Source organism: Ruegeria sp. BHSC276 (genome assembly GCF_059612945.1).
In genome coordinates this window covers 699,964-715,887 of the sequence record NZ_JBXWRP010000003.1, presented here as the reverse complement: position 1 = coordinate 715,887, position 15,924 = coordinate 699,964, and the positions used below count along the sequence as shown (strand labels likewise).

Sequence of the window (15,924 nt, the reverse complement as noted above, 5' to 3'; positions counted from 1 at the left end):
CGCCACGCTGGACGACCTACGACAGCGTCTTTTTCGGCATCCCTCTTCCCGACTATATCGACGCAGGCCAACAGGAGCGCGCCTACACCTCGCCAATCTGGTATTCGCCATCCTGAGCGAACTGCTAGTTGGGACAAGGACGAATCAAATAGGGAAGTTGCCTTCCACAGCCCACGAAGCGGCCATCCATGGAAATGTGTCTACGGCTGCCATGGGCTCGACGCAGTCATTTGGCCGCTACGGGTGAACGACCGTTCTGCGGGACGAAGCGGACATTTACACAAAGGATTGTCTATCTCTCTGACGCAGGCTTAGCCCGGGCAGGTCACTCGGATTTTATGCTTGGAAGGACAGTAACACGCATACCCGGACGTAGTATGAAGTTTGGGTTGGACAGTTCCGCCCAGACTGTCAGGTTGCCGGTTGAATAGTCCACCCGTGACGAAACATTGTCCGGTTTGGTTGTTTTCGAATAAATCCAAGTCTCTGATATCTTCACCCGAAGCGTCACATTCTCGAGTAATTCCTTCGGCGAGCTCAGGTCGTCGATAGCCAATTGTTCTATGCGTTCCACATATGGAATATCGTAAGACAACCGTACCGGGTCCATTTGATCGATCCTGGCAAGGGGCGCACGGCCTTTTTCCACATATGCCCCGGGATTAACTTCAGATCGGCTGATAATTCCGCGGATTGGCGAGCGAATAAGTGTGTTTTCAAGGTCGGATTCTGCTGCCGTCAATTCGGCTTTGGCTTGCTCCAATAATGCATCGCCCAGAGCTAGCGCTACCTCGGCCTTGAGCAATTGAACTTCTGTGGCCGAACCGCGTTCCTTCAGTTTGCGAATTCGATCTAGGTCTTGGCGGGCCGAGTTCAGAGTGGCCTCGGCTCGGACGGTGTTGAGTCTCTTAGTCTTTACTGAAAGTTCGAAACGCCCCGCGTCGATGGAGTACAATAAATCCCCTGCGTCGACGAACTGACCGGGTTGGAAATGAACAGCGGCGATAACCCCCTCAATGAGGTTTGATACGTCGTGACTATTTAACGCTTCGATGCGACCGGGAAATTCCGCTTGTTTCTCGGGTTGGCTATCGGCCACTGCCGTTTTTGGGGCCAGCCCGAACATCAAAAGCCCGCCTATAATGAGCCCAACACAAAGGTAGAATGCGGCGCAATGTTTCGATACTCGATCAGACATCCTGTCGTCCATAACATACCTTTCTATCATTCAGGGTTGATGCTTAGAACCTCTGCCCAATAAAAATATAAACATACTCCTCGTGATCGTTATTTGTTGTGAAATCCAATGAAAAATCGAGAGGGTATTGTTTCGACACGCGGTACCTAACACCGGCGCCAACCGCAATTCGATCACCGTTGTCTAACAAATCCGCGAAGCTTGATGCAGTATAGCCAAGGCCTCCAAATGCGACCACACCAAATCGCTTTCCAAGCCGCTGACGATATTCGAGTTGAGCTGACAAAAGACGCGTGTCGAGATACTGTAATGGGTCAAATCCGCGAAAACTATCTGAAAAGCCTATTGAACACTTGTCAAAAAAGGGGGTGTCTGAAGACGCAGCGCAAGCTGATACCCGACCTGCAAACATCCCGGTCTCACTGATTGATCGATAGAAATCGTAGTTGGCACTGCCAAAACCATACTGACGGTCTCCAGCGCCTAAAGTTTCTCCGGCATTCGCTGAAACACTAAAACGTTTGCCGTCCGTCGGGTAGGTTTTGTCATTCCTTTCGTCCCATAAAATTCGAAGTTCAATTGTTGCAACCTCAAGATTCAGATCCGGAACAAGGTCTCCTGGAATGGGCGTGCTGTTGGAAGCAAGGCTGATGCTTGAATCAAGATATCGGAGTCCTGCTCCGATAGAGAAATTGTTAGACAGTTTGTAGTCCGAACCTGCATTGAACAACGTCCCGTCCTGATCAATCGAGATTGGCTGAGAACCAAAGAAAAGATCATAGCTGAGCTGCGCTTCAGCCAATGCAAAGTCGAAACTCCAACCATTTTGGAGACTTACATCCGCGCCGATTCCGTAAGCTTGGCTACCATTACTAGATGCCATGGCACCAAGCGCAAAGAAAGAAGGATCGGCTTCCGGTGCGGTCGTAAAAAGATATCCCACACCTAACGTTAAGCCGGTTCCAATCACCGGATTAGAAAATGGAACTGGCGCAACGATAGTTGAACCGTTCCGAATACCAAACTTTTGTTCTTCAACTGCTACATCAACAGATTCTCGGGTTTTGTTTATTATGTTCGGGTTCGCATTCGCCGCCCCAATGGTCAACATGGTAGATACCAGCAGACTAAAGACTGTTGGCGCCAAGAAACTAATATTCAGCAGATTTCGCATTGCGTTTCAGTGCTTCCAAATTACCATTTCCGAAGAAATCGATGATCTTAAATTGTCAAGTTTAACGGATCAAACACTGTCGATCCTGCATAGGTGCAATCATTGGGTAGAACATCCGACAAACTCATGACTTCCGCCCGCTACGCAAAATCAAGTCGCTCCCGAATGCCTCCTAGGTGGACTGTTGCTGAATACTAGCGAGTATCTGGACGCCAAGCACAACGTAAGCTTAGTGGACGCTTGATCCGGCAAACTTGATTCAGCTCAAAATCCGATTGGTATCCCAGCATAGACTAACCGAAATCTTTCAGCCTTAGTGGATTGCCCCGCTTGATGCTCATCCGGTTGCGCGGTCCACAACTGGCCCCCTCTCTGTAGCGGTCGGCGTTTACATAGAATAAGTCGTTTTCGTCGATCAGGTCTCTGATCACTCCCGCGAGTGCGGTTCGAATTGCATTCATTGAACAGTCCCTTCATTTACCTTGGTTAAACTTCGCCGTTGGTAACATTTGTCGAGCCCAGGGATCATTTGCCACGCGTACTGATGAAGGCAAGCGCCGAAGCCGATAGTGAGAGGGTGAAAACGAAGGCCAGTGTAGTCTTGGTTTTCTCGAGCAAAGCTTTCATAATCGCACCGCCTCTATGTCGCCACCATGCGTTCGCAACATGGCGCAAGTCGTCTGAAATCAAACCCTAGGCTTCCCTGACCGCATGATCGACATCAGGACTTTGGAAACAGGAACTGGATAGTGAACCCTGCCGTCCATTTCGGCGCCGTTGCCGGTCGCTCGACATTATAATAGGCTTCGGCCCGGAGATTGACCGGCTGGTTCCCCCATTTCGTGATCTTTCCGAAACCGCCGCCAACAGGAAACAGAAGCCTGTCGCCGGAAGAGGCCTCCCAGTCATAGGTAATTACCATGTCACTGATCAAGTACCAGCCATTGTCGAGATTGTAGTTGACGAAGGGTTCGAACAACGTCTGGTTGACATCCCTGCGGGCACTGTCACCAGCAAAGGACCAGAGATGGCGGACCAAGGCACCGTAGGTTCCCCAACCAGGTTGGTTCAAGGCTACTGCCGACACCCCAGCACTCCACTTGCCGCTACCAAGCCTATCGTCCGTTGCGGAATCTGCGGTTATAGATGGACCGACGCCCCAGATCCAACCGTTGACCGGTTTCACAGGGCTGAAGAACAGCGTGTAGTTTATGTCACCCAAACCGGTTGTGCGTCCAAGTGTAGTCGGGTCGCCAATCCCCGGATTCCCTGGCAGCCCTGCAACGCCCCCGGGGGCGTCATAAAGAGGGATAATGAACCTGCTGACAAGGTTCCAATCTCCGATGGTAATTGGAATTACTGGATTAATACTCAGAACATTTGCCTTCCCGTTCGGCGCGCCATTGTCAAAGGTGAACTTCAACGGAACGCTGATGAGTGAGCTAATCGGGTTTTGAACGGCTGAACCCAAATCGGATTCAGCCATCGCATTGCCCGAAAGGCCTAACGCCAGTCCCAGGGACAGAACCGCGGATTTGAATGTCAGGCGCATTTTGTCCTCCTTAGGGCAAGCGCAGTTAAAGAGCTTGTACTGTATCCGCCTCATTCATCCGCCTTCTCGATATCGGGCAGAACCCAAGTTTGATCGAGGAACGCCTTCTTCGGTGAATATAGGCGGAAATACGGGAACCATGCGCGCCCGGGTTCGGTCGGGATCCAGTTCTTGCGGGCATCGCCTGCCGGCTCGTTTGGTCCAATATGCAGTGTCACCGAGCCGTCGTCGTTGTAGGCCAAATCCATCCGTGACGAGCGGTCCGCGATCTCATAGTCGTTTCGAACCAGTGTTCGGGTGCTTACCTCGTAGACCGTGAGTGACCAGAAGGCCTCGGCCGGTACATCCGGCGGAACGCGGAGAACATAGTCAGTACCGCCATCCAGCCAATCGCCGTCGGCGTCCTTGTAGGTCGCCATATAGACCTGCCCCTTGCCCGTCTTCTGGCCATGCATCGCAACGTCGTTGGTCACGGCCTCGTAGAACCATGCCGCACGTTCATCGAGGTGATCATAGTTTTCGTCACGCTGGTCTGGGTTTGCGGTCGTCGCGTATTCCCATTGAACGTCGTCGCGGTAGTGGCTCGTCTCCACGCGTTTCGAGAAATCGTTGGCCTTGGCCATCGCTTCTCCAACAACGGCAGCCTCCATCAAAATGCGCTGTTCGCGCCAGCCCGGCGTGAACGGCTTGCCTTTCTCGATCCCGAGCGGCTGGAGCATGGCCATAAAAAAGCGGTCCCGCTCGAAGACGGGCTCGCGCTGGATCGTGTCGTTCAGTAACTCCCAGTATTCCAACCCGACGGGCTGTGCGCCCATCCAGGGCTTTCCATCGGGCGTGATGTATCCACGGGGCTTGGGATCGTCGCGTTCGGACCAGGGATAGACCTTGATCTGTTCCAGCAGCGCCATGCGTTCGTCGCGGTCCTCCGGCATCAACCGGATTCCCATGAGCACGCCGTTGGTCGGCGAAGAAAACACCTTGTAGCCCTCCGCCTCGGGCGCGTCCTGTCCGGGGCCGACGAACACGTACTTGCCGGGCTCGGTGATCTGCGTGATCCCGATCTGCCACATGTCATGGGCGGCCCCCCGCACCGACCCTTGCGGTTCCGGCATCTCGACCACCCAGGGGCCATCGGCAAGATCGATGAAAGGCAGCACGTAAGGCGTTGTCGCGTTGAAGGTCAGGCCACCAATCTTGTCGGCATAGGATTCCACGAAGACGATTTGGCCGTTCTCGGCGCCAAGCTCGTCTTCATGGGCACGCCGCCACTGTGCCATGCCCATCAGGGGGATCGCCCAGATATAGGCTTGGACCGCCCTCTGGAAATCCATTTCCTCGTAGAGCTTGGCGATGGTCTCATCGGTCGGGTAGCCGGTTGTGAACCCATGGGTGAAGCTCAATGGGCCGATCCTTGTGTCGACCGTCTCCTGGGCCGTAGCGGCCAACGAGAAGGTGAGCAATAGCGCCAAGGCTGACGAACTGCGTGCAGCGAATTTCATTTCCAGTTATCCTCCGATGATTTGAAGAAGAACCGCTCCACGGTTGACGCGGGGCGGCGAGATATCAATTCAGCTTCACGACGTCGTCCGGGCGCCATGCCTGGTCGAAGAAATCGAGATCCGCGCCATAGAGGCGGATCACGGCCATGAACGCACGTCCATCAATCGACTGGATCCAGTTCTGTTCCGGCGCATCCGCCGGTTTCTCGGGGCCGAACCAAAGATCGACCGATCCATCGTCATTCTTGACGATCGAGGCGTCCAGACTGTTCTTCGATGGCAGCAATTGCGGCGTTTCCGGCATTGTCCCATCGGTGACGTTGTAAAGCGTCACCGCCCAGAACGCCTTGGCCGGAATTCCAGCCGGCAGATGCAACTTGTAGCTGTTGGCACCGTTCAGCAACTCACCCCCGGAATCCAGGAAGGCCACCGGATACTTGGAGCCAGCACCGATTGTGCGCATGACCATCGCCGGGGCAGAGGAATAGGCGTATTGGAAGAACGTCGCGCGCTGATTCACATCGAGATAGCTCTTCTGCATCCAGTCGGCCGTCGCCCCGGCCCATGCCCGGACGTAGTTCCGGTCATCGTAGTAGAGGTCCCGGCCGTCCGCGCGGGGCTCCATGCGCAGCGCCATGATCATGCGCGGCGCGACATCCACCGCCTTTTCCAGCAACTCGCGCTCCCGATCGGTGGGCTCGAATGGTTCGCCCTTGACGATGCCGATAGAGGCAAGGACGCCTCGCAATTCTGGGCTGATCGCCCCGACGGGTTCGTAGTCCACGAATTCCTTCAGCTTGGTCCAGTAGGCGAAATCGACTGGATACATCATGTCGACCCGCTTGCCGGACCCGTTCGGGAACTCCATCGGTTTGACGCGTTTCTCGACCTCGTAGAGCGGGTAGATCCGGGTCCGCTCAGCCAAAGCTACGGCTGGCTTGGGATCCGGGCCCGGTTCCATCACTGTGCGAAAGAACAGGAAGACATTGTAGGTCGAGGACTCGAAGGCGAAATAACCGCCTGGCACTTCGCCGTCATAGCCCGGTGGTAGCAGCAGATAGAGTCCGCCACGCGCCCGATCCGGACCAATGGCGCCGACGTCGGTGATGGTCCGCTGGAAGAAATCCGTGAACATGCCGATGACGCCGGGTGGCGCGGCAACAACGAGCGGACCTGTCTCCTTTAAATCGAGATAGCTCATCGAGTAGATGACATCGGCATTCGGCGTGGGTACCCATGCTCGCGCATCCATTCGATCCTTCCAAATCGGCAGAACGTTGTAGCCCTTGCCGAACGCCGCTTCGGATCCGTCTCGCATACCGATCACGTTGAGCGCCGGAAGCATAGTCATATAGGCATGGATAGCCCGCTGGTAGTAAAGCTCCTCGCGCAGTTGCTGTGCCTCTTCCGGCGGTGGCCAGTTGCCGTTGTAAAGCTGACGCACAAGCGGAGGCGTCGTTTCCTCCTGGGCCATGACAGGCGCGGCCCCGAAGGTTGTTGCGCCGAGGAGCACGGCACAAATCATCGACGACCCCGTAAGGCGTTTGATTTTCATGATATTCTCTCCCTTTCATTGTTCCTGTTGCGATCCGTCAGACGGTGTACGCCCCAGTAGCCAGGGCTTCCGTAAACCGCTGGATGCGTGCTGGCTTGCTTCGCAACTTCCGATCTCAGCCGGTTCACTAACGGCTATCCTCCATTGCGGAGCTGTTTCCAGTGCTCCGGCTCGGCGAATGCTGCCAGAGGTGCGATTGTGATTGCGGCAGATAGCAGTAGTTGCTTCATTCAGTTTTCACTCCTTTTCCAAATCCAAATCAGGCGCATGTCGACAGGCAAAAATCGCCGCTTCCAAAGCGGCAAAGAGTTCTTCGGCCTCGAATGGTTTGCGCAGGCAGCGGGTCGCGCCCGCGGTGTCCGCCTTGGCGAGCTTCTCTTCGTCGTCAGTCGCCGACATGAAAACGATGGGCACCATTTCGTTCCGGCCATTGAGAATGCCTGGCACATCGAGCCCGCTTTCTTGGTCGAGGACGACATCGACAAGCAGGCAGCTGTCAACCGGCAGGGGCAATGCTGCGCGCAACGACGCGAGACTGTCCAACTGCTTTTCGGCAAATCCCTTTGCCTTCAGCAGACGACCGAGTGCCGAGCGAACGCTGCTGTCATCGTCGAGTACGAATATAGTGACGGGAGACGGTGCCACTGCGAAACCTTTCTCTTTCCTAGGGATCATGCGGTGGTGCGGTGAACCCCGCTATTGTCCCCGAAGGACAATTGACAGGCTTTTTGAGCAGCCGAATCAGGGATCTGAGCGCTTCCTTGCCTTGTCACTGGGGCCGCGCTAGCGTCTCTGTGCCCAAATATGAAAGGACCAGATGCAACTTCTTGGCCAGATCTATTTCGTGACTGCCGGTTTCGGCATCATTCTTGGTGCGGTCTACCTGTTGATCTGGTTGAGGCTCCGGGATCAGTTGGCGTATCTGTTTGCGAGCGTGATGAGCCTGGCGGGCAGTGCTGCGGCCCTGTGCGAAGTCTCCTATCTCGGGGCCCCGTCGACCGCAGATTTCGTGAATGCATTTCGGGCGCAAAGTGTTTTTATCGGTGTTTCGCTGATTAGCATGGTTTGGTTTCTTCAATTTCAGCTGAACAGCGGTCGGCGGTGGCTTTGCTGGCTCATCACCAGTCTTTGGAGCTTTAGTATCATCTTAATCTTAACTAACCCGGGGCAGATTGTGACTGGTTGGCTCAAAGGGCTGGACTACCGTACTACGCCCTGGAATGAGGCCTTCGCCCTGCCGGTTGGAGAAATGCACTGGTCCAAGTACCTGACGGATTTGGCCTCTCTGGCAATCGTGATTTACGTGATTGACGTGTTGCTTCGCGCCTTACGAACCGGTTCGGGTGCTCACGCACTCAAGACGGCGGGACCGATTTTGTTCTTCATGGTGGTCGCGGGAATTCACACGCCGCTCGTGGACGCGTCTGTGATCCAGACACCGTACCTTATCGGTGTCATCTTCGTTGCTATCTCCGTCTCGCTCGCGTTTTCGCTGGTTGGCGAAGTCGCCAAAGGAGCCTGGCTGAACCGCGAGATCAAGATCGAACGGGAACGATGGCAAAGAGTGATGGATGCGGTCGATTTGGCGCTGGTTCGGGTCGATGCCGATGGCAGGATCGCCGGCGTCAATCCCTTCCTCGAACGTTTGATAGGCCGCAGCTCCGTCGACTTGGTGGGGCAAAAGGCAGATACCCTCTTTATGGAAACCGCCCGAACCTCAGATCAGGTGCCGATCACTGATCCGGAATTCTGGACAAGTCAGGAGTCTGCGACCCGTTGCCTACCCGCCGCGGATGGGACGCACAGAGAAATGGCCTGGCATTGCGTGGCGCTCTCTAAGGAAGCGGGGACCAGCGATGGGCTGATCGCCATTGGAAAGGATCAGACAGAACGTCTGAAGGCCGAGGCCGAACGTGATAAAACAAGGCGCGAGTTCGAGAAACTGTCGCGCGCACTGACGCTTGGGGAGCTGGCTTCGACGATCGCCCATGAACTGAGCCAGCCGATTGCCGCTGTCCTCAGCAACGCGCAAACCTGCGAAATCCTTTTGGACTCACATTCTGCCGGCGAGGGCGAAATAGAGGAAATCATTCGGGACATCCTCAGGGATACACGACGCGCCCGCGACCTTATGGGGCACGTCCGCCGTTTCATGTACGACGGCGATCCAGAGCGCCAATGGTTCGACCCGGTAACAGCGCTGAGGGCCGTTCTGGAATGGCTCCAGCCTGAGGCGCAGCGCCGACGAATTGCCATTCGGCTGATCACCGAAAAACCGCCGGGCAGCTTCTTTGGTGTCGAACTGGAACTGCAGGAGGCGATGGTCAATCTCGTCATGAACGCTATGCAGGCAACCGGTGAGACAGAGGGCGGCGAGGTCATTGTCACGATAGGCGGGGGATCCGACGGCGGCCTGAACCTCTCGGTTGAAGACAATGGCCCGGGCATTTCGGACGAAGCGGCCGACAAGTTGTTTGCGCCCTTCGTAACCTCTAAGAGCAAGGGCATGGGTGTAGGCCTCGCCGTCGTGCGCCGGGTGGTCGAGCGGCATAATGGCATGATCGAAGTGGGCGCAAGTGCTAGCGGCGGTGCCCGGTTCACCATCACACTGCCACCGGGCCAACAAACGGAGTTAAGGATCAGTGCCTGAGACCATTTGCGACGTCGTGATCGTGGACGATGATCGATCGCTTCTGCGCGCGCTGGAAAAGCAGGTTCGTACGATGGGATATTCCACACAGACATTCGACGATCCCCTGTTGGCGCTCGAATTCTTGGAGCACGCAGACTGGAAATGTCTGCTTGCGGATCTCTCAATGCCGAAGATGGACGGACTCGAACTGCAGTCGCGCCTCGAAACCCGGTCAGAACCGTTTTCGATCCTGTTTCTGAGCGGTGTTGCTTCGGTGCGTTCGGTGACCCGGGCAATGCGCGATGGAGCCGTCAACTTCCTGGAAAAACCTGTCGAACACAGCGATCTGCAAGCTGCCTTGAACGAGGCAGTGGAGAACGTGGAAGGCGCACGTCGGAAGAAAAACGAAAGCGCAATCGCCCGGGTGCGGTTTGATCAATTGACCGACAGGCAAAAGGAGGTGTTCTGGCAACTGGTTGTTGGCGCCAGCAACAAGCAGATCGCGCGAAATCTCGATGTCAGCGAACGCACCGTCAAGGCACATCGAAGCGCTATTAGAGAGCGGCTTGGGCTTGAGACCCAGATGGATATGGTCGGTTTTTCGCAGACGCTCGATATGGAACGCGAAGGCTCTGTCGAAGGTGCAAAGCAGTAAGAAAACGTCTGCCATTCCGTCGGCATGAAAAATAGCTGCAGCCGAGGTGCGCGATCATGTGCAACGGCATTGTAGTGCTGCCATACGAATGCGAACCAGTCTCCACATGGACAGAATGGCTGTCCCTTAATCGGCGCAGAGACCCCGCCACTCGGCAAGTGCGGCGGCCCGGTTCGACTTGAAGTTTGGTCTGGAGGAAAGCGTGCGCTCAGAATTGAACAGGTTATAGATCGAGGCATGGACGGCGACGAATTTCTGCAAACTTCGCATCCGCCGGAAGCGAAGCATCGCCCGCTCTCGTCGTCGGAACGGCAGATGTGAATTCTCAGCGCGATTGTTGAGCCAGCGCCCCGTTTCCTGGCGATGGTCGGCACCGATATCTTTCAGGGCAGCGCCGTATGACCGGAGCCGGTCGGTCACGATTACGTCAGGGCGGCCATGCTTCCGCATTGCTTTTCTTAGGAATTTCAATGCCGCTTTCTTATCTCTGGTCTTGGTGACAAAGCTTTCGAGCACCTCGCCCTCGTGATCCACGGCCCGCCACAGATAGTGTCTTTCGCCGTTGATCTTCACGAACATCTCGTCCAGATGCCATCGCCACTGGCTCGACTTCATCCCCTCGACCCGTCGTTTTCTGATCTCGTTGGCAAACATAGGCCCAAACCTGTGCCACCAAAACCGAACGGCTTCATGGCTCACGTCGATGCCGCGCTCATGCAGCAGATCTCCCACATTCCGAAGCGACAGTGGGAACCGAACATACAACATCACCGCCAGACGGATGATTTCTGGACTGGTTTTGAAATAGCGAAACGGCGATCGTTGGGTCATGGTGCGACGCTACAAAACCGCCCTTCCCGCCTCAAGGCAGTTTGCTTTGACAGTGCCGTTCCACCTCATCAGCAAGCTCTACGAACGCACCTCGATCATTGTCACAACAAACCTGGCATTCGGCGAATGGCCCAGTGTCTTCGGTGATGCCAAGATGACAACCGCGCTCCTCGACAGGCTCATACACCACTGCGAGATCGTCGAAACCGGAAACGAAAGCTGGCGCTTCAAAAACCGGGCATAACGCCAATCCCAAACCCCGCAGGCCCGTCGCAGCTGCGTTAAATGGAGACTACGCAGCGCCGGGCCTGCTCATCACAAAAGGGGTCAAAATTGGATGCCGATAGGGGGTTAAGGTTCAATGCCGATTGACAGTCTCCACATGGATAGAATGGCTGTCCCGTAATCGGCGCAGAGACCCCGCCACTCGGCAAGTGCGGCGGCCTGGTTCGACTTGAAGTTTGGTCTGGAGGAAAGCGTGCGCTCCGAATTGAACAGGTTATGGACCGTTTGAAGAGATGCCTTGGGCCCCAGAACGAGATGCTGCAAAGCGGGCGAATGGCCGCTTCAGAAAAACGAGAGCAAGCGCCCAAGAGGGGCGCTTGTTGCCATATTTTTCAACGAACAAGCCGACTATTCTGCAGGTCGGGAGGTCATTCTGCTTTCTGACACAGCTTCATTCGACGCGTGGCCTACTCCGTATCTCAGGACAACAAAGCCGAACAACGCCATGGAAAGAACGGCCAAGAACGAACCGATCTTAGCGGGCACTTCGGTCTGACCTGAAATTGCGAGCGCGATCCCGGGGATCAGAACCACAACCGTCGCCATATTCAGCGCAAAGTGAAACCCTGCTGTCCGGCTGCGACCTGCATGGGGCGTCAAAGCATAGTAGGTGCCGAAGACGGACATCATCACAAAACCGATCAGGTTGAGATGCCCATGAGCTGGCGAAAGCGTGTGATCGTGGGCTGCCGACATTTGAATGCCCCAGATCATTCCGCAGAGTGCAAATAGCGCCGCCGCCACAAAGAACATTTTTGGTATGTTTTTCATTGGATTGCCTCCTCATCATCCGCGCTCAGCGGCGGACCAGTGAATGTTAGTTGGTATTTCGACGCGATTTCTGTGATCCGGGGCATGTCTTGTGGAATGCGGAACTGTCCCGCGGCCATCTCGGCAAAGAAGCCTTCGAAACCACCTGGCGTAAGGATTATCAAGTGGCGGGCGGGTACATCGCTCACGACGCGAAACGTGTGTTCTGTGCCACGCGGAACAAAGGCGGTTTGGCCAGGACCCCGTGCGAACCGTTCCCCATCAAGCCAGAATTCGGAGTCACCCGTCAGCACAATGAACGTCTCGTCAGCATCGTTGTGAATGTGACGGGGTGGCCCAGAACCTGGCGGCGAGACGGAATCCGTAATCGACATCGCGCCCTTGGTGGCATCGGTTGTGAGGATTGTGTTGTAGTGGACCCCGAGCCATTCGATCGCATCGGGTCCGAGTATTGTGTCGTTCATCGCTTCCTCCTGAAAAGACGGGGAAACGAAAGCGCCTTCGATAGGGGAACGGTATCATTTTTGGCTTCATATGGAAAATCGATTGTTCATATAGTATTAATTCGTATGGCAAATTTGAAAACCTTCGACCTGAACCTTCTACGCGTGCTGAACGCATTGCTGGAAGAACCCTCGACGGTTCGTGCAGGCGAACGCCTTGGACTGTCCCAACCTGCGGTTTCAGCAGCACTCGCGCGCCTCAGAAGAGCTCTTGGCGACGAATTGTTTTTTCGCCGCGGAAAAGGTCTAGAGCCGACACAATACGCGCTAACCCTGAGAGAGGAACTGCATCAGGTTCTTGAGCGTATCGAAGATCTGATCCGCGGACCTGACACATTTGACCCCCGCATGTCGGATGTGAGTTTTCGCATCTCAGGGAGTGACTTTTTTGCAGAACTTCTGATGCCAAGACTCGCCGAAAGACTTCAGCTTCTTGCTCCCAAGATGCGTGTCCATCTGGTTGATCTTGTCCCGGATAGCTATGTCGAAACGCTCGATCGCTACGAGGTCGATCTCGCAATTGTTCCCAAAACACCTTTTCCAGATTGGGTTGAGAGCCGCCCAGTCTTCAGGTCAAGCTTTTCGGTGATTGCGCGCAAGGACCACCCACGCTTGAAACGCGAGGGATTGTCGAGTGGCGATGTCATACCGATAGATCTCTTCTGCGATATCGGCCACGTTCTTTTCTCGCCGGAGGGAAATAGTAGTGCCATGGGCGATGCGGCTTTGGCAGAAGTTGGGCGTGAGAGGCGCGTCGTCATGACGATGCCGATCTTTTCAGGCGTTTATCGAGCTGTGGCTGGATCAGACCTTATCGCTCTGCTTCCGACGGCATTGGCTCGTCATGTGGCACAAACAGCTGGGCTGTGTGTCTACCGCGCCCCAATGCCCGTACCAACCGCAAAACTGTGCATGATTTGGCACCGACGATACTCCGCAAGTGCGCCACATTCTTGGATGCGCGACCAGATTGCGGAATTGCTTTCTAGCCTCGATGAAGAACCGATCATCCCATAGTGAAAGCCATGCTAATTAGAGGAGCATTGCGCAATCCAGAGCCGACATTGAACACCGTGTACCGAATGCTCACTTCGTCCGCATGTGAGACATCAAGCTGTCGCGCGGCGAACGACCGTTTCAGATCTGCTTAATCCAGGCGTGCTCAAATGACCGCTTCTGGGAAACCGAGCTGCACTGCAGCGACAAGCTAGCTGACAGGTTGTCATCTGGACGACCCATCATACCGCGGCAGCATCGGTCCGGTTAGTCCGCGAACCGGTCATAGCCGTGTTTTCTACCAGTGTCTGCCCTGGATCAAAGCAGCCGTTGACGCTCCGACTTGTTAATAGGTCCAGAGCCTAAGGATCGTGACCCCGACCAAATACCCTGCACAACCAATTTGGTTCATTTTCGAAATTTGAAATTTTTTACTAGCCATTCTTTGGGCTCCCCAGGAGATACTCCACCTTGCCCCCCCCAAAAAAAGTGCTGTGGGTTTTGGTTGCTCGTTCGCCAACGCCTCACGGTAGCGAGTGATCAAAAGGTTCGAAGGTTTATGTGGCTTGAGTCTCACCTGCGACAAGTGCGAAAAACTCCTAAACAACTCTCCTAGACTTCTACTGAACAAGAATACCTTTTTGCGTTTCTCCTTAGCCCTGACCTATTTGATGGCACCAATATCTCTGATACACTTGGCCCCAACTTTCTGATTTTCTGACCGTCTTTCAGTTTCAATTTTAGAATATCAGGTTGCGCTGCTCGGGATCCACCGCCAACAGGTCGGTAACGTCATGCTCCGAACCGTAGCCCGCAAAAGCCTGGAACCACAGAGCCAGCAGACAAACGTCTAAAATCAGTTCAATCAATTTACAGCGATGGAAGAAGCCACGCAGGACAGAGAACGGCAACTGTGGACCACATGCTGAAGCGAGAAAAGGTGTGGGATGCTGAGGAAACTCGCTGATACAGTCATCCTTGATACTTCCCGAAATTGAACCCAATCCCAATTTCTCGAAACGACGGGTCGTGTTTGAGTTCGACGATTTCGCGAAACACCTTTCCCCGCACCTGATTTCGCGAAACGCTGGGTCGGGTTCGGGTTCGGTGATTTCGCGAAACAGGATTTGGGGTTTCACCAGTTTGGTGCCTCGCGGGCACGGTTCGGCCAGGAGTTGGCTGCTGCCGCGCGGTTTAACTATGGCCTCTAAATCCTTGATTTAATTATATTTTTCTCTCTTTTTTCTTTTCTTTTTTACTTCCTTCCCCCCTCTAAAGAAAAGAAAGAAAGAAAGAAAGAAAGAAAGAAAGAGGATTTCAAAAGTGTCATGGAGGGTTTGTTCGTCAACTTTGGGGAGAATTTGTCGATTTCCCGAAATTAATAAAAATCTTCCAAGGTTTTTGGGCGTCCCCTCCATGACACTTTCTGTTTTCGGAATGTGTCTAGCTACGCACTGCTGGCCGAACCCGACCCTGAGATACTGCGTACTGCGTACTGCGCACTGCGAACTGCGCACTGCGTAGCGCGCCCCTGAGATACTGCACTGCACGCTCGGAGACCGCCTGTAGGGTTCAAAATTTTGAACCTCACTGCATTTCCCGAAATGCGACTTGTCCACTGCTGGACGGATACTGCAAATCCGCGCCACAAATCATCTGTTGAAGAACCTGCCCCGGTGTCCTGTACGGATACAGGCTAAAGATACTAGACCTGCCACGACGACGTGCTGCCCTAAAGCATCCGGCGTTTAACCTGAGACGTAACAGGCAGACTGGAAGTGGTTCTAGCATTGGTCCGGTGAAAAGAGGCCGCGGATTTTGCTGAATGAATTGAACAAGCCCGTAAAGGTTTTCGCTCCGATGCGGCGGAGGTGCGCTCTGAGCTTGGAGAATGCCATCTCGATTGGGTTTAGGTCGGGGCTATACGGAGGCAGGAACAGGAACCAGCAGCCTTCCATTTGCATGGCTTTAGCCGCGGAGGAATAGCTGTGGGTGGCGAGGTTGTCCAGGATGACGACGGTTCCTGGCTCCAGTTCATCTGTCGGCCCGGCAATCTCGCTGCAGATTTAGCGGCCGATACCCTCATGAGAGCCGCTGAGCAAGCCCCTGAGCGCCGGAACGAATTCCTTGGGTGCGATGCTTGAAGATCGAGTTCAGCGAACCTGTGCTTCGCTGAGCGCGCCCTTGCAGCCTACTTCTATTTCATCACTCCGGTCGACAAGAGATTCACAAGGGGTTGGGGATGTCAGCTAAGTCTTTGCCCTCCGTGGAGG

At 54.7% G+C, this 15,924-nt stretch carries 15 protein-coding genes and 1 pseudogene; 5 read left to right on the top strand and 11 right to left on the bottom strand.

Annotated elements, in window-relative coordinates; genetic code table 11:
- The coding region (locus AC2FMD_RS07220; protein WP_496794852.1) for a DUF3604 domain-containing protein at positions 1-116 on the top strand (116 nt) is incomplete at its 5' end.
- Positions 117-325: 209 nt separating this feature from the next.
- On the opposite strand, the gene AC2FMD_RS07215 is transcribed toward AC2FMD_RS07220, so the two are convergent.
- From AC2FMD_RS07215 to AC2FMD_RS07190, 6 genes are all read right to left on the bottom strand, one after another.
- The gene (locus tag AC2FMD_RS07215) at positions 326-1,126 is read right to left on the bottom strand and encodes an efflux RND transporter periplasmic adaptor subunit (protein WP_209505941.1); all 801 of its coding nucleotides are present in this window, start codon (positions 1,124-1,126) and stop codon (positions 326-328) included.
- 115 nt (positions 1,127-1,241) lie between these two features.
- Positions 1,242-2,372: a BamA/TamA family outer membrane protein gene (locus AC2FMD_RS07210; RefSeq protein ID WP_496742259.1), complete on the bottom strand. Its 1,131-nt coding sequence runs from the start codon at positions 2,370-2,372 to the stop codon at positions 1,242-1,244.
- A gap of 721 nt (positions 2,373-3,093) precedes the next feature.
- Entirely contained in the window at positions 3,094-3,924 is an 831-nt protein-coding gene (locus tag AC2FMD_RS07205) for a transporter (protein ID WP_496742258.1), read from the bottom strand.
- Between the two features lie 50 nt (positions 3,925-3,974).
- The gene (locus AC2FMD_RS07200; protein ID WP_496742257.1) at positions 3,975-5,423 is read right to left on the bottom strand and encodes a DUF1254 domain-containing protein; all 1,449 of its coding nucleotides are present in this window, start codon (positions 5,421-5,423) and stop codon (positions 3,975-3,977) included.
- Between the two features lie 64 nt (positions 5,424-5,487).
- Positions 5,488-6,978: a DUF1254 domain-containing protein gene (locus tag AC2FMD_RS07195; RefSeq protein ID WP_496742256.1), complete on the bottom strand. Its 1,491-nt coding sequence runs from the start codon at positions 6,976-6,978 to the stop codon at positions 5,488-5,490.
- A gap of 237 nt (positions 6,979-7,215) precedes the next feature.
- Positions 7,216-7,653, bottom strand: coding sequence for a response regulator (locus AC2FMD_RS07190; protein ID WP_496742255.1), 438 nt, complete (start codon positions 7,651-7,653; stop codon positions 7,216-7,218).
- A 142-nt stretch (positions 7,654-7,795) separates the two neighbouring features.
- Between AC2FMD_RS07190 and AC2FMD_RS07185 the strand changes: the two genes are divergently transcribed.
- Both AC2FMD_RS07185 and AC2FMD_RS07180 read left to right on the top strand, forming a co-directional pair.
- Positions 7,796-9,628, top strand: a complete 1,833-nt coding sequence (locus tag AC2FMD_RS07185; RefSeq protein ID WP_496742254.1) for an ATP-binding protein — start codon at positions 7,796-7,798, stop codon at positions 9,626-9,628.
- Positions 9,621-10,265: a response regulator transcription factor gene (locus tag AC2FMD_RS07180; protein WP_496794845.1), complete on the top strand. Its 645-nt coding sequence runs from the start codon at positions 9,621-9,623 to the stop codon at positions 10,263-10,265. The genes AC2FMD_RS07185 and AC2FMD_RS07180 overlap by 8 nt, the downstream gene beginning before the upstream one ends.
- Before the next feature lie 126 nt (positions 10,266-10,391).
- Here AC2FMD_RS07180 and AC2FMD_RS07175 read toward each other — a convergent pair whose 3' ends face one another.
- Positions 10,392-11,096: an IS6 family transposase gene (locus tag AC2FMD_RS07175; RefSeq protein ID WP_496794844.1), complete on the bottom strand. Its 705-nt coding sequence runs from the start codon at positions 11,094-11,096 to the stop codon at positions 10,392-10,394.
- A 58-nt stretch (positions 11,097-11,154) separates the two neighbouring features.
- Between AC2FMD_RS07175 and AC2FMD_RS07170 the strand changes: the two are divergent.
- Positions 11,155-11,340, top strand: a pseudogene (locus AC2FMD_RS07170) (ATP-binding protein); the annotation flags it as partial.
- Positions 11,341-11,729: 389 nt separating this feature from the next.
- Here the strand turns inward: AC2FMD_RS07170 and AC2FMD_RS07165 are convergent.
- Positions 11,730-12,152: a hypothetical protein gene (locus tag AC2FMD_RS07165; protein ID WP_496740524.1), complete on the bottom strand. Its 423-nt coding sequence runs from the start codon at positions 12,150-12,152 to the stop codon at positions 11,730-11,732.
- Complete coding sequence (locus AC2FMD_RS07160; RefSeq protein WP_496740526.1) at positions 12,149-12,616, bottom strand: cupin domain-containing protein; 468 nt, start codon at positions 12,614-12,616, stop codon at positions 12,149-12,151. The genes AC2FMD_RS07165 and AC2FMD_RS07160 overlap by 4 nt, the downstream gene beginning before the upstream one ends.
- Before the next feature lie 105 nt (positions 12,617-12,721).
- Here AC2FMD_RS07160 and AC2FMD_RS07155 point away from each other — a divergent pair, with 105 nt between their 5' ends.
- A complete protein-coding gene (locus tag AC2FMD_RS07155; protein WP_496740528.1) occupies positions 12,722-13,672 on the top strand; it encodes a LysR family transcriptional regulator in 951 nt (316 codons plus the stop codon).
- A gap of 719 nt (positions 13,673-14,391) precedes the next feature.
- Here AC2FMD_RS07155 and AC2FMD_RS07150 read toward each other — a convergent pair.
- Entirely contained in the window at positions 14,392-14,790 is a 399-nt protein-coding gene (locus tag AC2FMD_RS07150) for a hypothetical protein (protein ID WP_496740530.1), read from the bottom strand.
- Between the two features lie 645 nt (positions 14,791-15,435).
- Positions 15,436-15,663 carry a transposase gene (locus AC2FMD_RS07145; RefSeq protein ID WP_496794851.1) on the bottom strand — a complete coding sequence of 76 codons (228 nt, stop codon included), beginning with the start codon at positions 15,661-15,663 and terminating at the stop codon, positions 15,436-15,438.
- Positions 15,664-15,924 lie beyond the last annotated feature (261 nt).